The sequence below is a fragment of the Streptomyces sp. NPDC058955 genome (genome assembly GCF_042741435.1).
In the GTDB taxonomy this organism is placed as follows: domain Bacteria; phylum Actinomycetota; class Actinomycetes; order Streptomycetales; family Streptomycetaceae; genus Streptomyces.
The window spans coordinates 6,778-28,617 of sequence record NZ_JBHYKM010000010.1; the positions used below are offsets into that span (position 1 = coordinate 6,778).

Here is a 21,840-nt window from a genome sequence, read left to right on the forward strand (position 1 = left end):
CCCCTCTGGGTCTTTTTCGGGCCCGCCCCCTCACCCCGCCCGCGGGGCCGCCCGGGGGGTAAACCCGGGGCCGACCGCTGCCGTCGGCGCACGCCCCGGCCGGCAGCCTCACGCCGGGGCGTTCGCCCCGTCCGGGGGCGAGTCCCGTGAAACCGGTGGACTGTACCTTGACGGTCATGGACTTCTTGACTGAACTTCGACGTGAACTGGACATGTTCGGCGCCCTGTTGGACGGCGACCTGTCGGCCCCGGTCGAGCACTGCGGCGCTTGGAAGCTGTCGGACCTGGCCGCGCACATGGGCGCGGGAAACCTGTGGGTCGTCACGGCGGTGAAGGAGGGCCACGGCAACGACTACGACGAGAGCGCCGTCCCCCGCGACCCGGCCGCCGTCCGAGCCTGGTACGCCCGGACGGCGGACACGCTGGTGGAGACGTTGTCGGCCGACCCCTCGACGGCGGCGTGGACCTTCGCGCCCCCGCACACGGTCGGCTTCTGGCGTCGGCGCCGCTGTCACGAGACGCTGATCCACCGGTGGGACGCGGAGCACGCGCTCGGCGCCCCCACACCCATGGATCCGGAACTCGCCGCCGACGGGGTGGCCGAGATCTTCGACACCATGGCCCCGCGCATGATCGCCCGGGGAGCCGCCGCCTCTCCCGCGCGGGCCGTACGCATCACCGCCACGGACTCCGGCGACAGTTGGACGTACGGCTCTGGCGCCCCGATCGCCGAACTCTCGGGCACGGCCGAGGACCTGCTGCTCACGCTGTGGGGACGCAAGCCCCGGGACACCGAGGCGATCGCCTGGACCGGCGACCGCCAGGCGGGGATGCAGGTCCTGGCCGGACCACTGGTGCCCTGACTCTCCGGCTGGACGTGGCGGCGGAACGACTCGTCGGGTAGCGGTTGCGGGACATGACGCCGGCGGTGCGGTTCGATCACGGTTCTGCCAGGTCAGCTCGCGGTGATGCGTGACTTCTTGACCTTGTTGCCGCAGGTGTTCATGGAGCACCAGCGGCGGTTGGCTCCGCGGCTGGTGTCGAGAAACAGCCCCGCGCATCCGGGGCCTTCACAGGTCTTGATACGGCCCCGGTCGGGACCCCCGAGGACGCGGATGGCATCCGTGGCCAGAACCCCGAGGGCGTCACCGACCGGGTTCGTCTCCGTCAGGTGCCATCCGGCGCCTTCGTCTTCCAGCACAGCCGTCGCGTGCCCCGCAGCAGCGATCCGGTTGAGGGTGCGGACATCCTTGGAGTCCGGCTCCTCACCCGCGGCGACGGCCGCCCCGATACGGTAGATCGCCTCGCGCAGTTCGACGGCGCCCTCCAGATCGGTCGGCGACACGTCCGTGACGCCGAGCCCCGTCGCACCCAGCCACATCGTGAGCTTTGCCGCATCGGTGAGCCGTTCCCTCGGCGTGCGACCGGCCCGATCGCTGACGGTGGCGGTGAACCGGAACGCCAGGACCTCGTTGTCCATCCGGAACACACGACGTACGTCCTCGGTCATTCCGCGCCTCCGCAGTGAGCGACACCTTCCCCTGAACCGCCTCGGCCGGTTCCGCGTGATCGTAACCCCATGGCATCCTTGAACCGTCTTAGACGGTTCAAGGGAAGGGGTGCCCCGCGTGAGCAGCATCGCGGTCATCGGCCTGGGAGCCATGGGGCGACCCATCGCGCGCAACCTCGTGAAGGCCGGCCACGACGTCGTGGTGTGGAACCGCTCCGACGGGCCCGCGGATGAACTGGTCACAGCGGGTGCCCGTCGCGCCGTCTCGGTCGCGGAGGCCATGCACGCGCCGGTGGTCTTCTCGGTGCTGTCCGACGACCGGGCCGTCACCGAGACCTTCATCGACTCCGGAGTCCTCGCCCAGACCCCGGTCGGCACTGTTCACGTCAACCTCGCCACGGTGAGCGCCGACCTGGCCCGCCGGGCCGGCGCGGCGCACGCCGAGCACGGTGTCGGCTACGTCGCGGCACCGGTCTTCGGTCGCGCCCCGGTCGCCGAAGCCGCAGCACTCAACGTCCTCGCGGCCGGTGAGCACGAGCTGCTCGACCGCGTGCAGCCGTTCTTCGACGTGATCGGCTCACGGACCTGGCGACTCGGCGACCGCCCGGAACAGGCCAACGTCGTCAAGATCCTCGGGAACTATCTGATCGCCTGCGCAATCCAATCGCTGGGCGAGGCCATCAGCCTCGCGGAAGGCGCCGGCGTCGACTCCGGGCAGTTCGTCGAACTGCTGGCCTCCACCCTCTTCCCGGGACCCGTCTACACCGGCTACGGATCGATGATCGCCGAACGGCGCTACCGGCCGGCTGGCTTCACCACCACCCTGGGCCGCAAGGACCTCCACCTCGCACTCGACGCGGCGACCGACCAAGGCATGCCGCTCCCGATCGGCCAACTCCTGCGTACCGTCTTCGACGAGGCCATCGCCGACGGCCGCGGCGCGGACGACTGGGCGGCCATCGCGGAACAGCAGCCACGGTGACCACCGACGACCGACGGCACGGGCCAGAGCCGGGGCAGGCCCGCCCTCGCTCCCCCCGCCGGTCCGAACGGCTCCGTCCGTGACGGACCCTCCGCAGACGGCAGATCACGATCCCGACCGTCTGGCCCCACTGCTCGGTCCGGCTGTGATGGGGCCGAGGCTCGGGATGGCCCGATGAGCCACCGACCACAGCGAAGCCCGCACCGGCATGCGCTCGATCAACTTCGTTCCGGCCAGGGGCGGTTACGAGACGCCCGCACTCCTCCCCTCGCTGTACGCCAATCCGAACTGGTTCGGACACGGCGGCCGGTGCCTGACTCCCCTTGACGACGCGGCTCTTCTGCGCCGCCGGCAGGAACAAGGGGGCGCGCAGGCCGCCACCGAGCTGCTCGCCTACTGCGGCGACACCGTGCAGGACGCGGTCAGCGCCGGGAACGGCATGACCCGCTCGACGATGTGGGACCGCGCACTACCGGACACGGTCGGTTACGGAACGCTATCGTCCGGTGACTATGAGGACGAACACCTTAGCGTTCGCGGCCGCGTCGGCTGCCGTCGTTCTGCTGTCGCTCCCGGCGCCGGCCCATGGGGCGCGGGCCGCGGCCCCGCACAAGTGCGAGGGCGGCGAGTCCGACTCGCGCGGGCGGTCCTCGGTGGACGGCACCGAGGTCGCGTGGGACGACGAGTCGAAGTTCGACGACGCACGCAAGCACGCGGTCAAGGTATGGACGGCGGGCACGCTCACCCGGGTGAAGATCGTGGAGGACGGGGCGACGGCGTACGCCGACGTGGAGTGGCGGGACGCCAACAGCACGAGCGGCCAGTGGCGCGACGTCTACGGCAAGTGGGCGGCGCGGCACGGTACGGACCACCTGCTGCTCAACCGGGCCTACCTGGACACCGGGAAGAGGTACGGCAAGGACGAGCACCGGAGGCGGGTGGCCGCTCACGAGCTGGGGCACGCGCTCGGCTTCTGCCACAAGGCGTACGGCTACGGGACGTATCCCTCCCTGCTGTGGACCGAGTACGACCACATCGCGGGCAAGAAGCTCAACGGCCCGACCGAGAACGACATCAAGGCGTATCACGCGCTATGGGGATGATCATGAAGCAGAAGAAGATGACGGCCGTGGCGGCGGGCGCGGCGGGCGCGGTGGTCGCCGGGGCGTTGGTGCTGGGCGGCTGGTTCGGGTACCAGCAGTGGACGGAGCCGCTCGGCGGCGACGTGCTGCGCGGATACGACGCCACCAGCCCGGCGAGCACCGCACCCCACACCGAGAACGTGTTCACCGGCCGCGTGGCGGCATTCGAGGAGCAGCGGGACGTCGACGGGTGGGCGCAGGACGTCTACCGGGTCGAGGTCGATTCCGTCCTGAGGGGAACCGTGCGGGGCACCGTACGCGTCACCTACGGGCTGGACGACAAACCCGCACGCCGGCTGCAGGAAGGCAGCACGTACGTGTTCGCCACCAACGGCTGGGCGGACACGCTGAACGACGGGCACGCGCAGCTGTACCAGGGCGAGATGAAGCCGGTGGACGACGCGCAGTTGGCGGTGTGGAAGAAGGCCGCCGCGCTTCCGGTGGTGCCGGAGCAGTAACCGAACGCGGGCGGAGGGGCGGCATCGCGTCGGCCGAGGCGATGCCGCCCCAAGCTGTCGATGCCTGGCGATCGTCCTCGCCACCCACGGCGGTGACTGTAGGCGTCGGAAACCTGCCGGAGGTTGGCGCCCCGTCCTGCTGGACTGGAGGGCACGTCACTTTCACATGGCAGATCCGACTCAGGACGGAATTCATGTCCTCCACCGCAACCACTTCTCCGGTCCGATCTCCCGCACCATCGGACCGCTCGCCCGTGCTTTCCTGGCTCGCCGTCATTTCGGTGATGCTCGGGATCTTCTCCATCGTCACCGCCGAAATCCTGCCGATCGGCCTGCTCACCTCGATCGGGACGAGTTTCGCCATCTCCGACGGCATGGCCGGCCTCATGATGACGATGCCCGGAATCCTCGCCGCGCTCTCGGCCCCTCTGGTCACGGTGGCCACGGGCCGAATCGACCGGCGCATCATGCTGGGGGTGTTCATCCTGCTGTTGGCGCTGGCGAATCTCCTGATCGCCGTCGCGTCGACCTACTGGCTGGTCCTGCTCTCCCGCGTCATGGTGGGCGTCACCATCGGCGGGTTCTGGTCCATCGGAGCCGGACTCGCCGGCCAACTGGTCCCCGCCCGCTCCGTGGGCCGCGCGACCTCGGTGATCTTCTCCGCCGTGCCCCTCGGCTCCACGCTCGGCGTGCCGCTCGGCACGTTCATCGGAGACGTCGCCGGGTGGCGTACCGCCTTCCTCGTCATGGGCTGCTTCACGCTGGCCGTACTCGCCCTGCTGCTCCTGGCCGTCCCGCCGCTCCCGGCCCGCCGGGCGACGCGCCTCGACGTCCTCGGCGGCATGCTCCGCGGCGTCACCACCCGCTTCGCCCTCGTGATGACGTTCCTCGTCGTGCTCGCCCACTTCGGCACGTACACGTACGTCACGCCCTTCCTGGAGCAGGTGACCGACGTGAACTCGGGCCTCATCACGGTCTACCTGCTCGCCTACGGGGCGGCCGGCATCGCGGGCAACTTCCTCGGCGGATCCACGGTGGGTCGCTTTCCGCGGGCCACCTTCGCCACGGCCGCCGCGCTGATCGCCGGCGCGACGCTGCTGCTCCCCGTCCTCGGCGGGTCGAGCACGGGGGCGGTGGCACTGCTGGTGGTCTGGGGCGTCGCCTACGGAGCCGTGCCTGTCTGCTCGCAGACCTGGTTCTCCAAGGCCGCGCCCGACTCCCCCGAGGCGTCCTCCGTCCTCTTCACCGCCTCCTTCCAGGCCACCATCTCCGTCGGGGCCCTGGTCGGAGGGGCCGTCCTCGACCGCTCCTCACCCTCGACGGTCATGGTGCTGGGCGGTCTGACCGCCGTCCTCACGGTGGTCCTGGCCTGGGCCCATCGGGCGGGGAAGTACGCATGGCCTGACGCCTCGTAGTGTCGGCACCCCGTCGCGGCGCTGCGGACCATCGGATCGGGTGGGGTGGCGCGGGCGGTCGGTTCACTCGGCGGCGTCCAGCTGGTGGTCTGCCCAGACGTAGCTTGCGGGCAGCAGGTCGGTGATGGGGACGGTTCGGATGCGGTCGCCAGCGCCGTCGCCATCGCCGACGATGACCTTGAGGGACGGGAAGTAGTCGAGGAGGACCTGCCGACAACGGCCGCACGGGGGTACGACACCCCGGTCGCGGTCGCCCACTGCGACGATCGTTTCGAGCTCGTACGCGCCCTGGGCGGCTGCCGCACCGATGACGACCAGCTCGGCGCAGGGGCCTCCCGTGAAGTGGTAGGCGTTCACGGCCGTGACGATCCGGCCGTCCTGGGCGCGGGCCGCGGCTGCCATGGTGTGGTTGTCGCCCCGGCAGCGAGTGCGGGCGACGTGCGCTGCGGCCTCGATGAGTTCGTGGTCGACGGGGTGGGTCTGCGTGGTCATGTTCCTCTGCCTTCCTCAGCTGTCACGCGACGTTGACCGGAGAGACGAGCACGCGCAAGTGAATTTGCGTCCCACACCGCGGGCCTACCGGGCCTCCACGGTGCCCCCATCTCCCGGGCCACAGCGTCACTCGGTCCGGCCTGGGCGCCCTGGAGTGACGTGGCCACTCCTGTCAGGGGGAATCGGTGGGCAGCGGGAGCCGGGAAGGGGCACTCGATTCGGCATCGCGGAGGGATTGGGTGGTGACCCGGGAGGCCAGTGGGATCGCCGCGAGGGTGAGTCCGACGGCCGCGGCGACGAAGGTGTGACGGAGGCCCAGGGTACGTCCGAGGAGGCCGCCGGCGAGGGCTCCGAGGGGGACGACACCCAGGACGATCAGGCGGTACGCGGCAGTGACGCGGCCGAGGAGTGCGTCGGGGACTGCCGCCTGGCGCAGGGTGCTGACGACGATCTGGTTCAGCGAGGAGGCAAGAGCGGCGCCGAACATGGCGGCCAGGGCCAGGGGTGCGCTGTGGCCGAGACCGAGGACGGCGTAGCTCGCGGCCGGCGTGAGGGCGGCGAGCCAGGTGGTGGGGCCGCCGCCGATGCGGGGGACGACGTGTTCGGCGAGCAGCGAGCCCGCGATCGCGCCGGCTGCGGGCACGGCGATGAACAAGCCGTAGCCCGACATCGGGAGTTGGTACGGGCCGGTGATCAGCAGGACCAGGAGTCCCCCGGTCGCCGTGCCGAAGAAGTTGATCGCAGCCGAGATGAACGCGACTCGGCGCAGCAGGTCATGGCGCCAGAAGTGGGTCCAGCCGGAGCGGATGTCCTGGGTGATGCTGGTCGGATGCGAGCGGCGGCGCTCGCGTTCCTCACCGGTGGGCCGCAGCGCGGGCAACAGCAGGGCCGCCAGGCCGGCGAGGGCGAACGCGGCCGCGCCGGTGAAGAAGGCCGCCGATGCCGCCAGCGCGAACAAGGCCGCGCCGGCCGGCGGACCGATGAACGTGTTGATGACGGACTGGGTGGCGAACAGCCTGCCGTTGGCGCGTTCGAGCTTCGCCCGCGGCAGGAGGCGCGGCGGGATGGCCAGGGCGGCGTTGTCGACGATCGTCTCGGCGCAGCCGGCGATGAACACCGCGGCGTAGAGCAGTGCGACGTGGCGCCATCCGTCGGCGAGGGCGAGGGCGAGCAGCGCGAAGCCCGACGCGCGCAGCCAGTTGCCGAGGACGAGGATCCGGTGGCGGTCCATGCGGTCGGCCATCGCGCCGGCGGGAAGCGTCGCGAGCAGCCAGGGCAGGAACTGCGCCGCCGTCATGCCCGCCACCACGAGCGGGTCGCGGCTCAGCGTGGCGACGAGCAGGGGTGCGGCGGCCTGCAGCAGTCCGTCGGCGAGGTTCGAGGACGCTTGGGACGCCCACAGTGCGGTGAACGGTCTGAGGGCGGCAGCGGGCACGGTCGGTCTCCTCGTGGCGGTAGGTGGGTAAGGCGTCAGGACGACAGGCCACCCTCACGGGCAATCGGCCATTCATGCATGATGCCAAGATGATCACCTCACATGCAATAATGCTTTCGCCCGTGAGGGCATCGTGAGGGCGCGAGCGACGCCCCCGGCGGCGAGAGGAGTTGGTGGTGCGGTTCGGCCACATCGCGGGTGACCGCATGCTCGACCTGGTGAACACCGTCGCCTGGCGGCTCGGCGGCCCGGAACGCGTCGAAGCCCTCAAGACGTTCTCCGACGTCGTCGACTGGTGTCTCGAATCCGACCTGGTCAGCACGGACGAGGCCGCGGCCTTGCGCGACCTCGCCGACCGGGACCCCGCCGGGGCCGAGCGGGAACGGGAACAGGTCGTGGAAGCGCGCGAGAGGGCGTACGCGACCCTCTTCGAGGGCGACGCCGACGCCGCCGGGGACCTCGCGGGCATGTACCGGACGGCGATCGCCGCAGCCGACCTGGTACGCGCCGGCGCCCGCTGGCACTGGCAGGACCGGGGCACCCCCCTGAGCCTGCCCCGCCATCGCATCGTCCGCGGCCTCGTCACGCTCACCCAGCGCGAGGACCTCGACCGCCTCCACCAGTGCGAGGACGCCAAGTGCGGCTGGGTCTACCTCGACACGTCACCTCGCCGAAACCGCCGCTGGTGCAACACGAAGGACTGCGGCGACCGCAACCGCGCCCGCGCCTACTACGCCCGCCAGAAGGCCAAGACCCACGAGGCCTGACGAAATCACCGACGGCCGGGGGTGCGGCGCCGCATCCGCCGTGGCAAGGCTGCAGGCGTGCGTCTGATGCCGAAGCGTACGACCGCGCCCCGGCAATGGTTCCGCGATCCTGACCGGACCACGGCGACCGGCGCGGGCTCCCACCGCCTCGCCACCCACCGCGCGCGGAACGACGGACGGGCACGAGTAGAGCAGGGCACCTGGGGGTCCGTGAGCAGTGTCAGCGTTCGCGGATCCTTGACCACCACCAGCCGCCCTCTTTCCCCTCACCCACTGGCCCAGGATCCGGCAGAGTGCGACGTTCAAACTCGTCGTCGATGCGAGCAATCAACCGGCCTAGATCACGCCTGGCGCCGTAAGGGAGATGCAGCATGACCTCCTCCAGGTTCGCGCGGGCATACTCCACCTCCAGTCCGGGCTGCCAGACCTCGGGCGCGTTCAGATAACGGCCGGGCTGCTTGAACGCGTCCTCGAAAGAGGCGAGTGCCCGAGCCACAACGTCGGGCCACATCCGCTCATCCTCGACACGGCGCACAGCTGCGCGAGTCCTCGCGGTGACGCCACGGATCCGCTGAACCATCACATGCTTGCGAGGCCGCCACCGCTCGGCGCGGACGGCCTTCGGGCGCCTACGCGGCATCGCCCTTTCTGATCGCCATGACGTCATCCTGTCACGACCGGGGCGATCTCAGCACGTACGAACGCCCCCCGCCACCGTGGGCGCTCTTCCTTCCCGCACCCGGGGAGGGTCCCAGCGGGCCGCCCCTCTCCTCCCCACGGAGGCCGCAACACGCCCGCGCCCCACAGGGGCGGGGCGCGCGGCAGCTCGACGATGCGCATCGTTCGCGCGTTCAGTCCGCACGCTTCAACGACAACGGGTCCAAGCACGGCGACGGCCGCCCTGGCCTCCTCGCCACCGACGGGCGTCCGGACCTGATCGCGTACGGGCCGGGCAGCACCTACGGTGCGTACGTCCACCGCTCGACGGGCGTCGTCAGATCACTGTTCAACCGCCGGACGACGGACCCGTACAAGTACCAGGGCGACAGCTACAACAGCGTCGCCTGTGACCTGCCGGGTCAGACCCGGAACGTATGTGGGCCGTTGAGGGAGAGTGGACGTCCCCGATGACGTCGGGTCCCTCACCGACCTGGTCTGCCGCCCATGCGAATCCGTGGTCGAGTGAACCGACCGAACCGAGCGGTACACGCCGAATTCCATGAAGGCTTCGTCGGCTTCGTCCGCCAGAACCTCACGCTGCCACCGCCGGTCCCACCCTTCGCCAACAATCCGGCGTCGCCGAAGATCCCGTGACCCACGAAAGCGCTCAAGCCAGGCTCCGAGAGCTGCACATGGGCATTTGCGGAGAGCTGCCGGTCCTGGGGCCGTAGGTGGAAACGGTCATGTTTCGCATGGGTCAGGCCATGGAGGGGTCAGTGAGGTTGTCCGGCTGCGGATGCGGGGAAGCTCTTGAGCTTTGACGTGAAGTGGGGGCAGGTGGATGGCGCGCAGGAAGTCGTTGGCGGCGCAGTTGTTGCAGGTGTACCAGGAGCGCCAGAAGGCCAAGGCCGCTGAGGCCAGGCGGGCTGAGGCGGAGTCGGCGCGTCAGTCGCGGGCTGCGGAGCGGGAGGCGGCCGCCCGAGCGAAGGAGGACGCACGTCAAGAGCGGGAGGCGGCGCTTGCCTGGTCGCGGGCTCAGAAGGAGAAGCAGGCGCAGCAGAACGCCGACGCGCGCAGGGCCGAGCAGATCGTGCGGGATCTCGAGAAGCGCAATGCCGCTCGGGCCAAGGAACGGGAGCAGAAGCAGCGTGCCGAGGCTCGCGAGAAGGCCGCGGCCGAGCGGCGCGCGAAGCAGGAGGCTGTGGAGGGGCTGCGGCGGGAGGCTGTTGAGCGGACGGTCGAGGTGGAGGAGCGGCTGAGCACTCTCGCCTCGGTTCTGCGGTCGCGTCCTGGTGCGCTGCACCGGCTGAGGCTGGAGGTGGAGCGGGGCTTCGACGCAGGGGATCTCGAGGCGTTCGCGGTCGGTGTGGAAGAGGCGCTCGGGTCCGTCGGCTATCCGCAGGGGCTTGGCGGGGCACGGCGGGTGGCGTTCGCTCCGGAGTCACGGGAGCTGGTGGTGGAGGTGGAGCTGCCGAGTCAGACGGTGGTGCCTTCGGTCACGCAGTACCGGTTCAAGGCATCCGCTCCCCCGGCGGTGGTTCCGCAGCCGCGAAAGGAGGCGGAGACAAAGGCGTTGTACCGGGATCTGGTGGCGCGGCTCGCGCTGCGGGCGATCGATGAGGCGTTCGCTGTGACTCCGCCGGCGTTGGTGGATCAGGTCGCCTTCAACGGGAAGGTGCGTGCCAAGGACCGGGCCACGGGGCAGACGATCGAGCCGTGCCTGGTCAGTGTGCGCGTCAGCCGGGAGGGGTTCGCGGAGCTGGTCCTGGACGAGCCCGAGCTCGATCCGGTCGCCAGCCTGCATCATCTCGACGCGATCGTCTCCCAGCATCCGTATGACCTGGAGCCTGTACGGCCTGTCGTCACGTTCGATCTGTCCAGATACAAGATCGCTCCAGAGCGGGACGTCGTCGCCGGCCTGGACAGCAGGCCGGATCTGCTCGCGATGGACCCGACCGATTTCGAGCACCTGATCCGGAGGCTGTTCGAGAAGATCGGGCTGAAGTCGTGGGTGACCCAGGCATCGCGGGACGACGGCATCGACGCCGTCGCGGTCAACGAGGAACCGCTCATCGGCGGGCTCTGCATCATCCAGGCCAAGCGCACCAAGAACGTCGTGTCCGCCGAGACGGTACGGGCGGTCGCCGGACTTGTCGTCGACAAGGGCGCCTCGAAGGGCATCGTCGTCACCACTGCGTGGTTCGGCAAGGCCAGCTGGGATTTTGCCCCACGTAACCGGGTCGAGCTCATCGACGGCCGTCACCTCAAGGCGCTCCTTCTGGAGCACCTCGGCATCGACGCCCTCATCGGACTGCCCAAACTCCCGCCCAACTGGCAGCCCCGCGACCTGAGCTGAAGCCGGCGTGGGGCGGCTTAAGCTGTTCCAAGCATGACCAGCCGTGGGAAACGTCCCTGCGGGAGCTGATGTCGGAGTCGTCGTCTGCCTCGTTCCAGGACGAGACACGCGAGCCAGTGGAGGAGCTCACGCGGATCGCGCCTGAAGCTTCTGTAGGCCCGAGGGGTTGGCCGGCCGCCTGCCTACTCCCGGTTGACGATGGTCCAGGCCTTGGGTCGGAAGCGGTTACCAGATGCCGTCGATGACTTCCTCGAAGATGAGGTGCCACTGCGCTTCCTCGTCCGCGAACGGGAGCGGGTCGAAGGCGGTGATCTGTGCACGCAGTGCGTCGAGGCGTTCTTCGGTGTCCGTGGCGTCGTCTTCGAGGGTTCGGAGCAGGGTCTGGAAGTGGGTGAGGGTGTAGAGGAGGGATTCGACGTCGCGGTGGAGGGGTGTGCAGGTCATGCGAGTCGGGCCGGTGCCGAGGGCGTGGACGGTGCCGGAGTCAGGGTCGAGTCCGAGGGGCGTGTCGGCGAGCATGCCGAGGACGAGCCAGTTGTGGCATTTTTCGGGCGTGGTCCCCCGTGTGCGGTACCAGCGGGGGACGTCGATGTAGTCGTCCGCGCGCAGGCTCGCCCTCGACATGAACCATGCGGTGTCGGGCAGGCCGACCGTGCTCAGCAGGTGTGCGGTGCGGGCGTCGAGGCGGGTGTGGGGTGTGCCGTAGCGGGGGTGGTGGACGACGCCGGTGAGTCCGAACGCGGTGCGCACCTCGTCCGCGGTGATTCGTGTCCTCTCTCCGTTGCGGGTCATGCCTTGGGGGTCCAGGGAGTCTGGGGAGCGGGGCCGTCCAGGGCGTTGCGTAGCTTTTCCTTCAGTGACTTGGGCTGGGACCGTTTCTCGTCAAGTGCGTGGACGAGGCGGGCGGTGGTCACGCGTATGTGGCACTCGCGGTGGTGCTGTTTGAGCCAGACCAGCCATGTGCCGTCCGGGGCGAGGAACGCGCGGCGGGCCGGAGTGTCACCGGGGCGGGCGTGTCGGGCGAGAACGTCCGGCAGGTAGTGGAGTGCGGCGTCCTCGGCGACCGCCCGCACGTGCTCCTCGGTGCCGCTGACCGGGTGGGTCGCCACCAGCGCCCAGCGGTGCAGTTTCAGGTCGACACCGTCGACACGTCGAGTCGTTCGGGTGTCCTCCTCGATGAGGACGTACCAGTCGTCATCCATGTCGGGAGCCTAGCCGCCGCGCCGTCCGGTCCTGGTCGACGACGAGGCACGCAGCCCGTCGCGGCCCGCCGCACCGGCCCCGCGGCAACTCAGGAAGACTGGGCCGCGACAGAACGGTTCACCGGGATCCGCGGCGGCGGGTTCGAGGCGGCAGGCGTGAGGGGATTCGTGAAAGACGTCATCCAGTACATCCGGGAGACCCACTGGCCGGAAGAGGCTCCGACGCAGTTCCCCACCGAGCAGCTCCTCGCGCAGATCGAAGACGAGCACAGCGTCCGACTGCCCGCCGGACTCCGCGAATTCCTGCTCCACGTCGGCGACGTCGAGCGCGGCCGTCTGGAGCCCGTCACCGTCACGGACGAGACCGCGGACACATACCTGCCGGAGCTCATGGCCATCGCCTGGGACCAGGGCGTCCCGCGCGAGCTGATCGTCCTGTGCGAGGACGAGGGCGACTTCTACCTCGTCGGCCCGGACGATGCCGTCGTCTTCTGGTCGTGCATCGGAACGGGCGGTCTCACGGAAGACCGCTGGGAGTCGGTGTGGGACTGGGCGCGCAACGAGTGGCTCCGGTTCTGACGGGATGCGCCGGGTGGTCGAGCCCGCCTGCGGCAGCCTCGTGTCCCTCCGCCGGATGTCGAGCGCCTTCGAGCGTCAGCGGTCCCGCCGGCACGTGATCGGGCGCCCGCCCCCGCGGGGGGCGCGGGGCGCCCCGCGCGGGCAGACCCCAGACAGCGAGCGGTACCAGTCGAGCTCTGCTGCTCCGACCCCCCCCCCCCCGCCCGCAACACCCTCCAGGCCCCCAGCCACCGACGCCCAACGCGGACGCGCCGCCGCCGGCTCGCCCCCCAGGTCGTTGTGGCCCATGTCGGCCACCTGCACATTGCGGGCCCCCGAGAGGGCGGTGCTGCTCTTGGGGAGGATCTGGCCGTCGCCGGCGGACCAGAACGTGGTGTAGCGGACGTCGCCGGGCGTCTCGTCGCCCTCGTTCAGGCGGGACACCACGTACGAGCCGGGCGTCATGTCCCGGCAGCCCTGGTCCCACAGCGCGCACGCCCACGCGAGGCTCGTGCCGTGGTTGGGGCCGGCGAGCGAGACCCAGTTGCGGACCTTAGACCCTCCGCCGTACTTCACGTACCAGCGCGTCGGCAGGGAGCCCAGGCTGTGCGCCACGAGGTCCACCTGGTCGGCCCCCGTCCGCCGGAGCACGTCGTCGACGTAGGCGGCGAGCCGGCCGGCGAGCACCTCGTTCGTCGACTGCGACGAGTCGTAGCTCCAGGCGAAGATCCGGTCGGCGGGTGTCCCGGCGGCGGTCAGGCGCTCCGTCAGCGACCCCCAGACTCCGGGGCCGGCATTGCGGCCGTGGACGAACACGACCGGCCGCGGCGCGCCGACCGAGGCGTTCCCGGGTGCGGCGTGGGCGGTGGCGGGGAGGGCGACCGTGCCGGCGAGGAGTGCTCCGGCGAGGAGCAGGGTGACACTGCGGCGCATGGTTACCTCCGATGAGGTGAGGGGCGGCGGCGGGACGGGGCTCACGTCCCACCCATATCTGACGCATCGCCAGATCACTCAAACCCCTTACACCGCGGTGGATTTACTGTCGCCATCTCTCCTCTGTGCGGTCAGAACGCCACAAGGACGCCGTCGGCATGGCCGGCCGCCTCGACGGCGTGGAGCGGGCGGGTGCGAGCGGGGCCTCCGGCATTCCGTGCGCTGCTCGCGGGTGATCCCGGAGGAGGAGACCGGCAGCACAGTGATGAAGGCGGCGACGGAGGGTCTCCTCGGCGTGCTCTGCGGCACGACGGCGTCCGGCACGTGGCCGAACGCGGCCGAACGCGGCCGACGGACGCGACCCGGAGGACGGCGGGAAGATCATCAGCACCGTGACCTCGCTGCTGGCCGCGTACACCGGCCTGTACTCCTCCTACGCGGGCAGCAAGGCCCCGGTCGAGCACTTCACCCGGGCGCTGTCGAAGGAGCTGTTCGGCCGGAACGTCTCGGTCAACAACATCGCGCCGGGACCGATGGACACCTCGTTCTTCTACCCGGCCGAGGACGACGATTCCGTCGCGTACCACAAGTCGTCGGCGATGAACGGCAACCTCACGAAGATCGAGGACATCGTGCCGTGGGTCCGCCACCTGCTGCTCGACGGCTGGTGGGCCAACGGCCAGACCCTCTTCCTCAACGGCGGCTACACCACCCGCTGATCCCTGCGGTCCGCCGGTGCCGCAAGGCGCGACCCGCCGGTCCTTCACCGTCACCGGGGACCGATCAGCCGTTTCGAGACCGGTCAGGCATGGCGCCCGCGTGAGCTCACAGTCCGTCGCCCCAGCCGAAGGTGAGGTTGTACGCGCGCTGGAGTGCGTGCCGGCCGTGGTCTCCGTCGGCGTAGGCCCATGCGAGTGCTGCGGAGAACCAGAGCAGGAAGATTCCGCTCACGACGCCCAGAGCGACCGTCTTGCCGAACCATCCGAGGAGCGCCAAGGCGACTGCCACGATGGCCGCGCCGATGTGGGCTCCCCCGGAGTCGAGCGGTGCGGTCCTGCGTGCCTCTCGGTTACGGGCCCGTTCGGCGGCGAAGCGCGCGTCTCTGACCGACTGTGGTTCGTTCTCGTCGAAGTACATCTTGTTCCTCCCCGGTTCGTGACGCTACCTCGCCCCGAACAACGTCGGCACAGGAGCCCCACCGAACCTCAGGTCCTCCTGGTTCCCCGGCGCTCACCAGGCCCTGGGATCAGCGGTAGTGACCGCTGTCGTACCGGCGCAGCCGGGCGGCCAGGGCCTTCTCCGTGCTGGCGAGCGCTACGGCGATCTCCTCGTCGCTGTGTTTCCGGGTGGCCAGGCGGGTGGCGTAGACGCCGTCGATCTCGACGACCGTGTCCAGGGCTCCGATGATCCGCAAGGCGGTCAGGGGGTCGGTGTCCTCGATGTGGTCGAGGCGTTCGCGGATCTGGGAGATGAGGCGGGCGACGTCCTCGGGCAGCGGCACCGCGGCGGCGTTGATCTCGCGGGTGTGGTCCTCCCAGTCCTGCTCTGGGGCGGAGGTGTCGTACAGGTAGGGCTCGCGGTGCGGGACCCGCTTCCAGTCGATCGGATACGTCGTCTCGCAGCGCCAGCCGCAGGCGCACACCGCGCGCATCCGGTCCGCGAGCGGCCGGCGGTACGCACCGTCGTAGTACCACCAGTCGGTGAAGCTCGGGACGTGCCCGCTGCTGCCGATGTCGATGTACACCGGCCCCGGCACCGTGCCGTCCTCCAACAGCACCCCGACCTTCCCCACATGCCCTTCCGCGCCATCCGGCTCCCACATGGCCCAGCCTCCCCATCTCGCGATGCCCAAGCGGCCACCGCCCTCAGCGGCCGGCAGCCCTCTCGACTCCCACGGTGAGGGACGCCGGGGGCCCGGCGCAGGCGAATGACCGCATATTCCACCGGCAGGCGCCAACGCCGTCCGGGGTTGAGTCGGGAGGCGCTGTCCGCCCGGGTCGACCCGCCTCGCCGACTGCGCACATCCGCTCGATCATCCCGCTGCTTCGGATGCCCCCCAGCTCGAACGCGATACGGCAGCGTTCCACCTGGTCGGCCACGTGCTCCATGTACCAGCGCATGACCTCGTGGGGGACGACCTCCCACGCGGGTGCAACCGGGTCGGCGTGTGCGTGACGGCGAGTCGGAACATGGCTTCTCGGGTCGCCGTCGATCGGTCAGACGGGATCGGTGTACGAGACCGGTTTGCCGGTGGCTCGGGCGTAGGCGATCTCCCTGCTCGTGGACTCGCCGATGTAGCCGCCGGGGTTGACGACCAGAACGCGGTCGGCCAGGTCGATCTTGCGCAGGTGGAGGGCGTCCAGCGCGGTCTTCTGCTCGTCGGTGATCGGCTCGTCCGCTTCGCCCGGGGCGACGACGATGACACCTGCGAAGGTCAGGTCGCGGTTCGCCGTCCGCATCTCGTCCACGAAGCGGGTGGAGCCGCAGATGCAGACGATCTCGGGGCGGTCGGGCACGGCTCGGTCCTGCGGTCGAGCGGGAGAGGCGTCGGCGTGCACTGTCGTACGACCTTCGGGGGTTGAGGTGCCGGTGGTGCGCGGCGGGCCGGGGCGTCAGAGCGGGTGGTAGTAGGTCGCGACCGGGGTGCGGGCCTCGTCGTGGAGGGCCGGGCCGTCGTACGGCAGCTGGGGCCAGGCGCCTGACGGGGGGTTGAGCGCGACGAGTTGTTCGGTCGACAGGGCGTAGACGACGCGGGCGATGCCGGAGCGGGCGATGCCGCCCTCGCACATGCCGCACGGCTGGCAGCTGGTGTAGAGGGTGGTGCCGGCGGCCGTGTCCGGGGCGAGTTCGCGGGCCGCCCAGCGGGCGAGCTTCAGTTCCGGGTGGGCGGTGATGTCGTCGTCCCGCCGGACCGTGTTGTGGGCCTCCGCCAGCACGGTGCCGTCCGGTCCGGCCAGGAGGGAGCCGTACGGCGCGTCGCCGAGTTCGACCGCGCGGGCGGCGATGCCGATGGCGCGGCGCAGGAGGGCCTCGTCGGCCGAGGTGATCATGAGGTTGCCTTCCAGTGAGTGGCCACGGTGGTGAGCGCCCGCCATGCCTCGTCGGGGCGGCGGGTCTCTTCCGGGTCTCCGTGGTAGGGGTCGAGGACGACGGTGTCGGCGCCCAGCAGGCGCAGTCGGTCGAGATCGTCGAGGATCTGTTCGACGGTGCCGACGCCGGCGGGTCGGTCGGGGGCGTCGACCGGTGCGTCGGTGACGCGCAGGGCGATGCGGGGCGCGAACCCCGGTAGCGCGTACTGCCGCAGGGCGGCGCGCATCCGAGGGAGGGAGAGCCGCAGGGGGTGCCAGGCGTCGCCGAACCTCACGGCGCGCCGCAGGGCCGCCTCGCTGTGGCCGCCGATCCAGAGCGGGACCCCGCCCTCCGGGCGCCCCGCGTCCCTGGCTTCCCGCAGGAGGCCGAGGCACTCGTCGGTCAGCCGGCCACGGGCGGTGAACGGCACGCCCAGCGCCTCGAACTCCTGCCGGGCCCAGCCGACGCCCGCCCCGAGGACGAAGCGGCCGCCGCTCAGCTGGTGGAGGTTGGCGGCCATCCGGGCCACCAGCAGGGGATGCCGGTACGGCAGGACGAGCACGGTCGTGCCCAGCCGCACCGTGGTGGTGACGCCGGCCAGCCAGGAGAGCGTGGTGAACGGCTCGTAGAAGGGCTCCGGGTACCGCTCCGCCACGTCCGGGGTGACGGTCACGTGGTCCGACACCATGAGGATGCCGAGGCCGAGGTCCTCCGCGAGCCGCGCTCCTTCGCGCAGGACACCGGGGTCTGTCCCGGGTCCGAAATTCGGTACGTTGACGCCGAGTTGCATGCGCCGAGGCTATCCCGGTGATCACGCGCCGCGGAACCGAATCCTCCCTGCGTACAAGCCGTTCCTCCGTGAATCTGCTGGTACTTTCGCCATATGACCGGGAATCTCGACGACGTCGACTGGGCCATCATCGAACAGCTGCAGCGGGAGGCCCGCATCTCCCTCAGCGAGTTGGGCCGCCGCGTGAACCTCAGCCCCTCCGCGACCACCGAACGCGTCCGCGGCCTGGAGGCCCTGGGCGTCATCACCGGATACCGCGCCGAGATCGACCTGACCAAGGTCGGCTACCCGCTCCTCGCCGTCGTCCGCCTCAAGTACCCGGGCAACCGGCACGAACCGCTGCGCCTCCTCCTCGCCGAACGCCGCGAGATCCTGGAGTGCCTGCGCACCACCGGCGACGACTGCTACACCCTCAAGGTCGCCGCGACCTCCATGGAGCACCTGGAGACGCTCATGGACGAACTCGCCGGCTTCGGCAGCACCACCACGAGCGTCGTCTACAGCCGGCCCCTCCCCTACCGCGGCCCCGTCGCCCCGCGCTGACCCCGCATCGCGAACGCGGTGGCGTGGTCGGCAGCCCAGTGGCGGAACGTTCGCGGCGGTGTCCCGAGGATGTCGGCCACCGTGGTGGTGAGGTACGCGGGCCGGCCGACCGCCGCGCTCCACGCGGCGAGCAGCATGTCGATGGCCGAGCCGGGGGCCGTACCCTCCCACAGGCTCCGGAACTCGTCCGGCGTCAGCTCCTCGAAGGCGATCCGGCGTCCCAGGGCGTCACCGATGGCGTCCAACTGCGCGGCCTGGGTGAGGGATTCGGGGCCCGTGAGGACGTAGTCGCCTCCGGCGTGTCCGTCTTCGCAGAGCGTCCGTGCCGCCACGGCCGCGATGTCGCGGTCGTCGATCGGGGCCGACTCGGCGGCGCCGTAGGGCCACCGGACGACGTCGTCGTTCCGGATCGCGGGCGCCCACCAGGCCAGCGTGTTCGACGCGAACATCCCCGGCCTGACGATCGTCGACTCGAGTCCGGTGGCCGCGATGAGCCGCTCGATGTCGGCGTGCAGCACCCTCATCGGGTTGGGCTGCTGGAAGAAGGGGTGCGGCGTCCGGTGCGGGGAGGAGAGGAAGACGACCCGCCGCACGTGGGCCGCCAGCCGCTCGACGACCGCCTCGGCGGTCCGGGGCGGGGCGGTCCAGACGAGGAAGACCGCACCGGCGCCCTTCAGCGCGGGGTCGAGCGACTCGGGCACGGTGAGGTCGCCGGTGAAGACCTCGACCCCCGGCGGCAGCGTCGCCGCCGCCTCGGGACGACGGACGAGGGCGCGGACCGACACGCCCGCGTCGAGGAGTCGGTCGACGACGACGCGGCCGACCCGGCCCGTCGCCCCGGTGACGAGTACGGGAGAACTGTCTGTCTGATGCATGCGGCCCATGGAAACGTTACTGGGTTAAAAAAGCAACCTGGTAACAAATGTTAACGTGGTCAGGTGAGCGAGCCGACGGGACTGCGGGCCCGGAAGAAGGAGCGGACGCGCGACGCCATCGGCGACGCGGCCGTCGCGCTGTTCCTGGAGCGCGGCTTCGACCGCGTCTCGGTCAACGAGATCGCCGCGGCGGCCGAGGTCTCCAAGCCGACCCTCTTCCGCTACTTCCCCACCAAGGAAGACCTGGTGCTGCACCGGTTCGCGGACCACCAGGGCGAGGCGGCGCGCGTCGTACGCGACCGCCCACCCGGCACCGAGCCGGTGCCCGCGCTGCACCGGCACTTCCGGGCCGGCCTCGATCGCTTCGACCCCGTCACCGGCCTCGCCGACCATCCCGAGGTGGTGGCGTTCCACCGGCTGGTGTTCGCCACACCGAGCCTGGCGGCGCGGCTCGCGCAGTACCAGCACGAGGACGAGGCGGCACTGGCGGACGCCCTCGGCGGGGGCATCCGGGCACGGCTGCGCGCCGCGCAGGTCCTCGCGGTCCAACGGGTGCTCGCGCGGACCAACTGGCAGAAGATCGCGGACGGTCGAACCGCCCGCGACGTCCACCCCGAGGCCGTCGCCGATGCCGACCTGGCCTTCGACCAGCTGCGGTGACCGGGGAGGCTCCCCGGCAGACGCCCTGCCGCTCCTGGCTGCGCCGGACCGTCAGCCGATGCGTTCGGCCAGGGCGAGGATGATGCCCGAGGGGCCCCGGAGGTAGCAGAGGCGGTAGACGTCCTCGTACCGGCCCACCCCGCCGATCAGTTCGGCGCCGTGGGAACGCAGGCGGGCGATGGTGTCGTCGATGTCGTCGACGGCGAACATGACCCGGTGCAGGCCCACGGTGTTCGGCGGCTGGTGCGCTCCGGCGCCGATCGCCGCGGGGGTACGGTACTGCGCGAGCTCCAGCTTGCCGTGGCCGTCCGGGGTGCGCATCATCGCGATCTCGCTGCGTACCCCGTCGAGTCCGACGGCCTGGTCCGCGAACAGGCCCTCGATCTGCATCCTGCCTTCGACCTCCATGCCCAACTCGGCGAAGAAGGCGATGGCGGCATCCAGGTCCTCGACGACGATGCCGACGTTGTCCATACGCTGAAGCGCCATGACGGTTCTCCCTGTGCTGTGCGCGGTCCTCCGAGACCACCGGTATACCGAGGACGCGGCCCACGGGGCGTGCTCGACACCCCAGGAAGGAAGTTCACCCCCATGCCCCGTCACCCCGCCCCCTCCCGCGCCGCCTCCCCCGCCGCCGGCCCGGGCGTGCGGCCCGCCGTCCCGGCCGATGCCGGGGAGATCGCCAGGCTGCGGTCCGCGTACGTCCTGTCCGAGCCCCTCGGGGAGGAGTGGCTCGCCGTCTGCCGTGAGCACCTCGCCGAGCGGCTCGGGCCCGGAGGCGACGCACGCGCCTTCGTCGTCGACGCGCCGGGCGGCGGGCTCGCCGCCTGCGCTCTCGGACTGACCCATCGGGTCCTGCCGGGCCCCGGCTACCCCGAGGGGCTGGCCGCCCGCATCCACGCCGTCGCCACCGAACCCGCCCACCGGCGCCGGGGATACGCCCGGGCGGCCGTGTCCGCGCTGCTGGAGGATCTGCGGCGGGACGGGGTCACGCTCTTCGAACTGCACGCGAGCGACGAGGCCGCGCCGTTGTACACGGAGCTCGGTTTCGCGAGCGATCCGGCCCTGATGCGGTTGATGCAGCGAGCCCCGGACGACACGGGGACGTCCTGAGTCGGACTTCCGGAGCCGTCAGCGGTCGTCGTCCGGTCGCCTTCCGGGCCGGGGTCTCGTACAGGCAGGGCGCGCGGCAGACGGCGGTGCGGCCGCCGCCCGCCTGCCGGCGGAGGGGGAAACGGGGGCGCGTCGCGCGCAACGCGCCCCCGTCGTCACGGACTCGGCCGGTCCGTCCGAACGTGCACGCTCACTCCCCAGCCGCCGAACTCAGCCGGCCGTCTCCCCGTGGGCGCCGGCCGCCGCCCGCTCCGCGGCCTCGGCGATCGCCTCGGCGGCGTCGGCGGCGCGTCCGTCCGCGTGCCAGTCGGCGATGCGCTGGACCGTGGGACCGGGAGGAAAGATGCCGAGCTGCCCGAGCAGGCCGAGATCGTCGCGGACCGCCTCGTGCCGCACGACCTTGCCGTCCCGCAGGTGCAGGATGTGGACCTGCTCGGAGTCGATCTCGTCACCGGTGGGCGGGATCGCCTGGAGCAGTTCGCCGTCGCGGTACTGGACGAAGGGGCCGGTGTGCCGGCCCCGCATGCGCAGCCGCATCCAGACCTGGTCGCCGTCGTGGACCAGGTCGGTGACCGGGAAGCCCAGGTCGGAGAAGGCGGAGCGCAGCCACGCGCCCGACGCCAGCGCACCGGCCGGGCCGGGGAGCGAGCAGGCGCGGGGGGAGACAACCGCCTCGCGGTTGGTGAAGTCCTCGTGCACGACCGCCTCGGCCAGCGCCGCGTCCCCGGTCGCCAGGACCGTGAAGAGACCGCGCGCCGCTTCCTCGGGTGACATTCCCATCGGTTCGTTCCTCTCGCTGAGGGGCGGCTCTCCGCCCTGACCGATATTCAGGTTACACATCACCTATTGAATAGGTCGATCACTTCCTCGACTAGACTGG

Annotated in this window: 26 protein-coding genes and 1 pseudogene; 12 read left to right on the top strand and 15 right to left on the bottom strand. The window is 70.8% G+C overall.

From position 1 onward, the window contains the following. Positions 1-176: 176 nt before the first annotated feature. On the top strand, positions 177-863 hold the full coding sequence (locus tag ACFW1I_RS06780) for a maleylpyruvate isomerase family mycothiol-dependent enzyme (RefSeq protein ID WP_384666719.1): 687 nt from the start codon (positions 177-179) through the stop codon (positions 861-863). A gap of 92 nt (positions 864-955) precedes the next feature. On the opposite strand, the gene ACFW1I_RS06785 is transcribed toward ACFW1I_RS06780, so the two are convergent. Beyond that, complete coding sequence (locus ACFW1I_RS06785) at positions 956-1,510, bottom strand: CGNR zinc finger domain-containing protein (protein ID WP_384666721.1); 555 nt, start codon at positions 1,508-1,510, stop codon at positions 956-958. 118 nt (positions 1,511-1,628) lie between these two features. On the opposite strand from ACFW1I_RS06785, the gene ACFW1I_RS06790 reads away from it, so the two are divergent. From ACFW1I_RS06790 to ACFW1I_RS06805, 4 genes are all read left to right on the top strand, one after another. Continuing rightward, positions 1,629-2,492 (top strand): NAD(P)-dependent oxidoreductase, encoded by an 864-nt coding sequence (locus tag ACFW1I_RS06790; protein ID WP_384666723.1) that lies wholly within the window; start codon positions 1,629-1,631, stop codon positions 2,490-2,492. Between the two features lie 512 nt (positions 2,493-3,004). Next, positions 3,005-3,595: a hypothetical protein gene (locus ACFW1I_RS06795; RefSeq protein ID WP_384666724.1), complete on the top strand. Its 591-nt coding sequence runs from the start codon at positions 3,005-3,007 to the stop codon at positions 3,593-3,595. A 2-nt stretch (positions 3,596-3,597) separates the two neighbouring features. Next, the gene (locus ACFW1I_RS06800) at positions 3,598-4,092 is read left to right on the top strand and encodes a hypothetical protein (RefSeq protein ID WP_384666726.1); all 495 of its coding nucleotides are present in this window, start codon (positions 3,598-3,600) and stop codon (positions 4,090-4,092) included. Positions 4,093-4,286: 194 nt separating this feature from the next. Then, positions 4,287-5,507, top strand: coding sequence for an MFS transporter (locus ACFW1I_RS06805; RefSeq protein ID WP_384666728.1), 1,221 nt, complete (start codon positions 4,287-4,289; stop codon positions 5,505-5,507). A 63-nt stretch (positions 5,508-5,570) separates the two neighbouring features. Here the strand turns inward: ACFW1I_RS06805 and ACFW1I_RS06810 are convergent, their stop codons facing one another. Together ACFW1I_RS06810 and ACFW1I_RS06815 are read right to left on the bottom strand one after the other, a co-directional pair. Continuing rightward, complete coding sequence (locus ACFW1I_RS06810; RefSeq protein WP_384666730.1) at positions 5,571-5,999, bottom strand: cytidine deaminase family protein; 429 nt, start codon at positions 5,997-5,999, stop codon at positions 5,571-5,573. Positions 6,000-6,171: 172 nt separating this feature from the next. Further along, a complete protein-coding gene (locus tag ACFW1I_RS06815; protein ID WP_384666732.1) occupies positions 6,172-7,434 on the bottom strand; it encodes an MFS transporter in 1,263 nt (420 codons plus the stop codon). Between the two features lie 176 nt (positions 7,435-7,610). On the opposite strand from ACFW1I_RS06815, the gene ACFW1I_RS06820 reads away from it, so the two are divergent. Continuing rightward, complete coding sequence (locus ACFW1I_RS06820; protein ID WP_384666734.1) at positions 7,611-8,201, top strand: CGNR zinc finger domain-containing protein; 591 nt, start codon at positions 7,611-7,613, stop codon at positions 8,199-8,201. 220 nt (positions 8,202-8,421) lie between these two features. On the opposite strand, the gene ACFW1I_RS06825 is transcribed toward ACFW1I_RS06820, so the two are convergent. Further along, positions 8,422-8,736 carry a hypothetical protein gene (locus tag ACFW1I_RS06825; RefSeq protein ID WP_384666736.1) on the bottom strand — a complete coding sequence of 105 codons (315 nt, stop codon included), beginning with the start codon at positions 8,734-8,736 and terminating at the stop codon, positions 8,422-8,424. A 966-nt stretch (positions 8,737-9,702) separates the two neighbouring features. Here ACFW1I_RS06825 and ACFW1I_RS06830 point away from each other — a divergent pair. Then, positions 9,703-11,217: a restriction endonuclease gene (locus ACFW1I_RS06830; protein WP_384666738.1), complete on the top strand. Its 1,515-nt coding sequence runs from the start codon at positions 9,703-9,705 to the stop codon at positions 11,215-11,217. Between the two features lie 225 nt (positions 11,218-11,442). Here the strand turns inward: ACFW1I_RS06830 and ACFW1I_RS06835 are convergent, their stop codons facing one another. Together ACFW1I_RS06835 and ACFW1I_RS06840 are read right to left on the bottom strand one after the other, a co-directional pair. Then, on the bottom strand, positions 11,443-12,009 hold the full coding sequence (locus tag ACFW1I_RS06835) for an SUKH-4 family immunity protein (RefSeq protein WP_384666740.1): 567 nt from the start codon (positions 12,007-12,009) through the stop codon (positions 11,443-11,445). After that, positions 12,006-12,419: a hypothetical protein gene (locus ACFW1I_RS06840; RefSeq protein ID WP_384666742.1), complete on the bottom strand. Its 414-nt coding sequence runs from the start codon at positions 12,417-12,419 to the stop codon at positions 12,006-12,008. Before ACFW1I_RS06840 ends, ACFW1I_RS06835 begins: the two co-directional genes overlap by 4 nt. Before the next feature lie 168 nt (positions 12,420-12,587). Here ACFW1I_RS06840 and ACFW1I_RS06845 point away from each other — a divergent pair, with 168 nt between their 5' ends. Continuing rightward, on the top strand, positions 12,588-12,998 hold the full coding sequence (locus ACFW1I_RS06845; RefSeq protein WP_384666744.1) for an SMI1/KNR4 family protein: 411 nt from the start codon (positions 12,588-12,590) through the stop codon (positions 12,996-12,998). A 75-nt stretch (positions 12,999-13,073) separates the two neighbouring features. On the opposite strand, the gene ACFW1I_RS06850 is transcribed toward ACFW1I_RS06845, so the two are convergent. Further along, positions 13,074-13,910: an esterase/lipase family protein gene (locus ACFW1I_RS06850; protein ID WP_384666745.1), complete on the bottom strand. Its 837-nt coding sequence runs from the start codon at positions 13,908-13,910 to the stop codon at positions 13,074-13,076. 365 nt (positions 13,911-14,275) lie between these two features. Here ACFW1I_RS06850 and ACFW1I_RS06855 point away from each other — a divergent pair. Beyond that, positions 14,276-14,629 (top strand): annotated as a pseudogene (locus ACFW1I_RS06855) (SDR family oxidoreductase); the annotation flags it as partial. Positions 14,630-14,735: 106 nt separating this feature from the next. Here the strand turns inward: ACFW1I_RS06855 and ACFW1I_RS06860 are convergent. From ACFW1I_RS06860 to ACFW1I_RS06880, 5 genes are all read right to left on the bottom strand, one after another. Then, positions 14,736-15,047, bottom strand: a complete 312-nt coding sequence (locus tag ACFW1I_RS06860; protein ID WP_384666747.1) for a hypothetical protein — start codon at positions 15,045-15,047, stop codon at positions 14,736-14,738. A gap of 109 nt (positions 15,048-15,156) precedes the next feature. Further along, positions 15,157-15,732, bottom strand: a complete 576-nt coding sequence (locus ACFW1I_RS06865) for a hypothetical protein (RefSeq protein ID WP_384666748.1) — start codon at positions 15,730-15,732, stop codon at positions 15,157-15,159. Positions 15,733-16,126: 394 nt separating this feature from the next. Then, positions 16,127-16,426 carry a hypothetical protein gene (locus tag ACFW1I_RS06870; RefSeq protein WP_384666750.1) on the bottom strand — a complete coding sequence of 100 codons (300 nt, stop codon included), beginning with the start codon at positions 16,424-16,426 and terminating at the stop codon, positions 16,127-16,129. Positions 16,427-16,522: 96 nt separating this feature from the next. Further along, complete coding sequence (locus ACFW1I_RS06875; protein ID WP_384666753.1) at positions 16,523-16,960, bottom strand: nucleoside deaminase; 438 nt, start codon at positions 16,958-16,960, stop codon at positions 16,523-16,525. Beyond that, positions 16,957-17,769 (bottom strand): LLM class flavin-dependent oxidoreductase, encoded by an 813-nt coding sequence (locus tag ACFW1I_RS06880; protein WP_384666755.1) that lies wholly within the window; start codon positions 17,767-17,769, stop codon positions 16,957-16,959. The genes ACFW1I_RS06875 and ACFW1I_RS06880 overlap by 4 nt, the downstream gene beginning before the upstream one ends. Positions 17,770-17,862: 93 nt before the next feature. Here ACFW1I_RS06880 and ACFW1I_RS06885 point away from each other — a divergent pair, with 93 nt between their 5' ends. Beyond that, positions 17,863-18,312 carry an Lrp/AsnC family transcriptional regulator gene (locus tag ACFW1I_RS06885; RefSeq protein WP_384666757.1) on the top strand — a complete coding sequence of 150 codons (450 nt, stop codon included), beginning with the start codon at positions 17,863-17,865 and terminating at the stop codon, positions 18,310-18,312. Here the strand turns inward: ACFW1I_RS06885 and ACFW1I_RS06890 are convergent. Next, positions 18,285-19,187 carry an NAD(P)H-binding protein gene (locus ACFW1I_RS06890; RefSeq protein ID WP_384666759.1) on the bottom strand — a complete coding sequence of 301 codons (903 nt, stop codon included), beginning with the start codon at positions 19,185-19,187 and terminating at the stop codon, positions 18,285-18,287. The genes ACFW1I_RS06885 and ACFW1I_RS06890 overlap by 28 nt on opposite strands. Before the next feature lie 63 nt (positions 19,188-19,250). On the opposite strand from ACFW1I_RS06890, the gene ACFW1I_RS06895 reads away from it, so the two are divergent. Beyond that, positions 19,251-19,847, top strand: coding sequence for a TetR/AcrR family transcriptional regulator (locus ACFW1I_RS06895; protein WP_384666760.1), 597 nt, complete (start codon positions 19,251-19,253; stop codon positions 19,845-19,847). A 51-nt stretch (positions 19,848-19,898) separates the two neighbouring features. Here the strand turns inward: ACFW1I_RS06895 and ACFW1I_RS06900 are convergent, their stop codons facing one another. Beyond that, positions 19,899-20,336: a VOC family protein gene (locus tag ACFW1I_RS06900; RefSeq protein ID WP_384666762.1), complete on the bottom strand. Its 438-nt coding sequence runs from the start codon at positions 20,334-20,336 to the stop codon at positions 19,899-19,901. Positions 20,337-20,438: 102 nt separating this feature from the next. Here ACFW1I_RS06900 and ACFW1I_RS06905 point away from each other — a divergent pair, with 102 nt between their 5' ends. Then, positions 20,439-20,960, top strand: a complete 522-nt coding sequence (locus tag ACFW1I_RS06905) for a GNAT family N-acetyltransferase (protein ID WP_384666764.1) — start codon at positions 20,439-20,441, stop codon at positions 20,958-20,960. A 210-nt stretch (positions 20,961-21,170) separates the two neighbouring features. Here ACFW1I_RS06905 and ACFW1I_RS06910 read toward each other — a convergent pair whose 3' ends face one another. Next, on the bottom strand, positions 21,171-21,740 hold the full coding sequence (locus ACFW1I_RS06910) for an ester cyclase (RefSeq protein ID WP_384666765.1): 570 nt from the start codon (positions 21,738-21,740) through the stop codon (positions 21,171-21,173). Positions 21,741-21,840 lie beyond the last annotated feature (100 nt).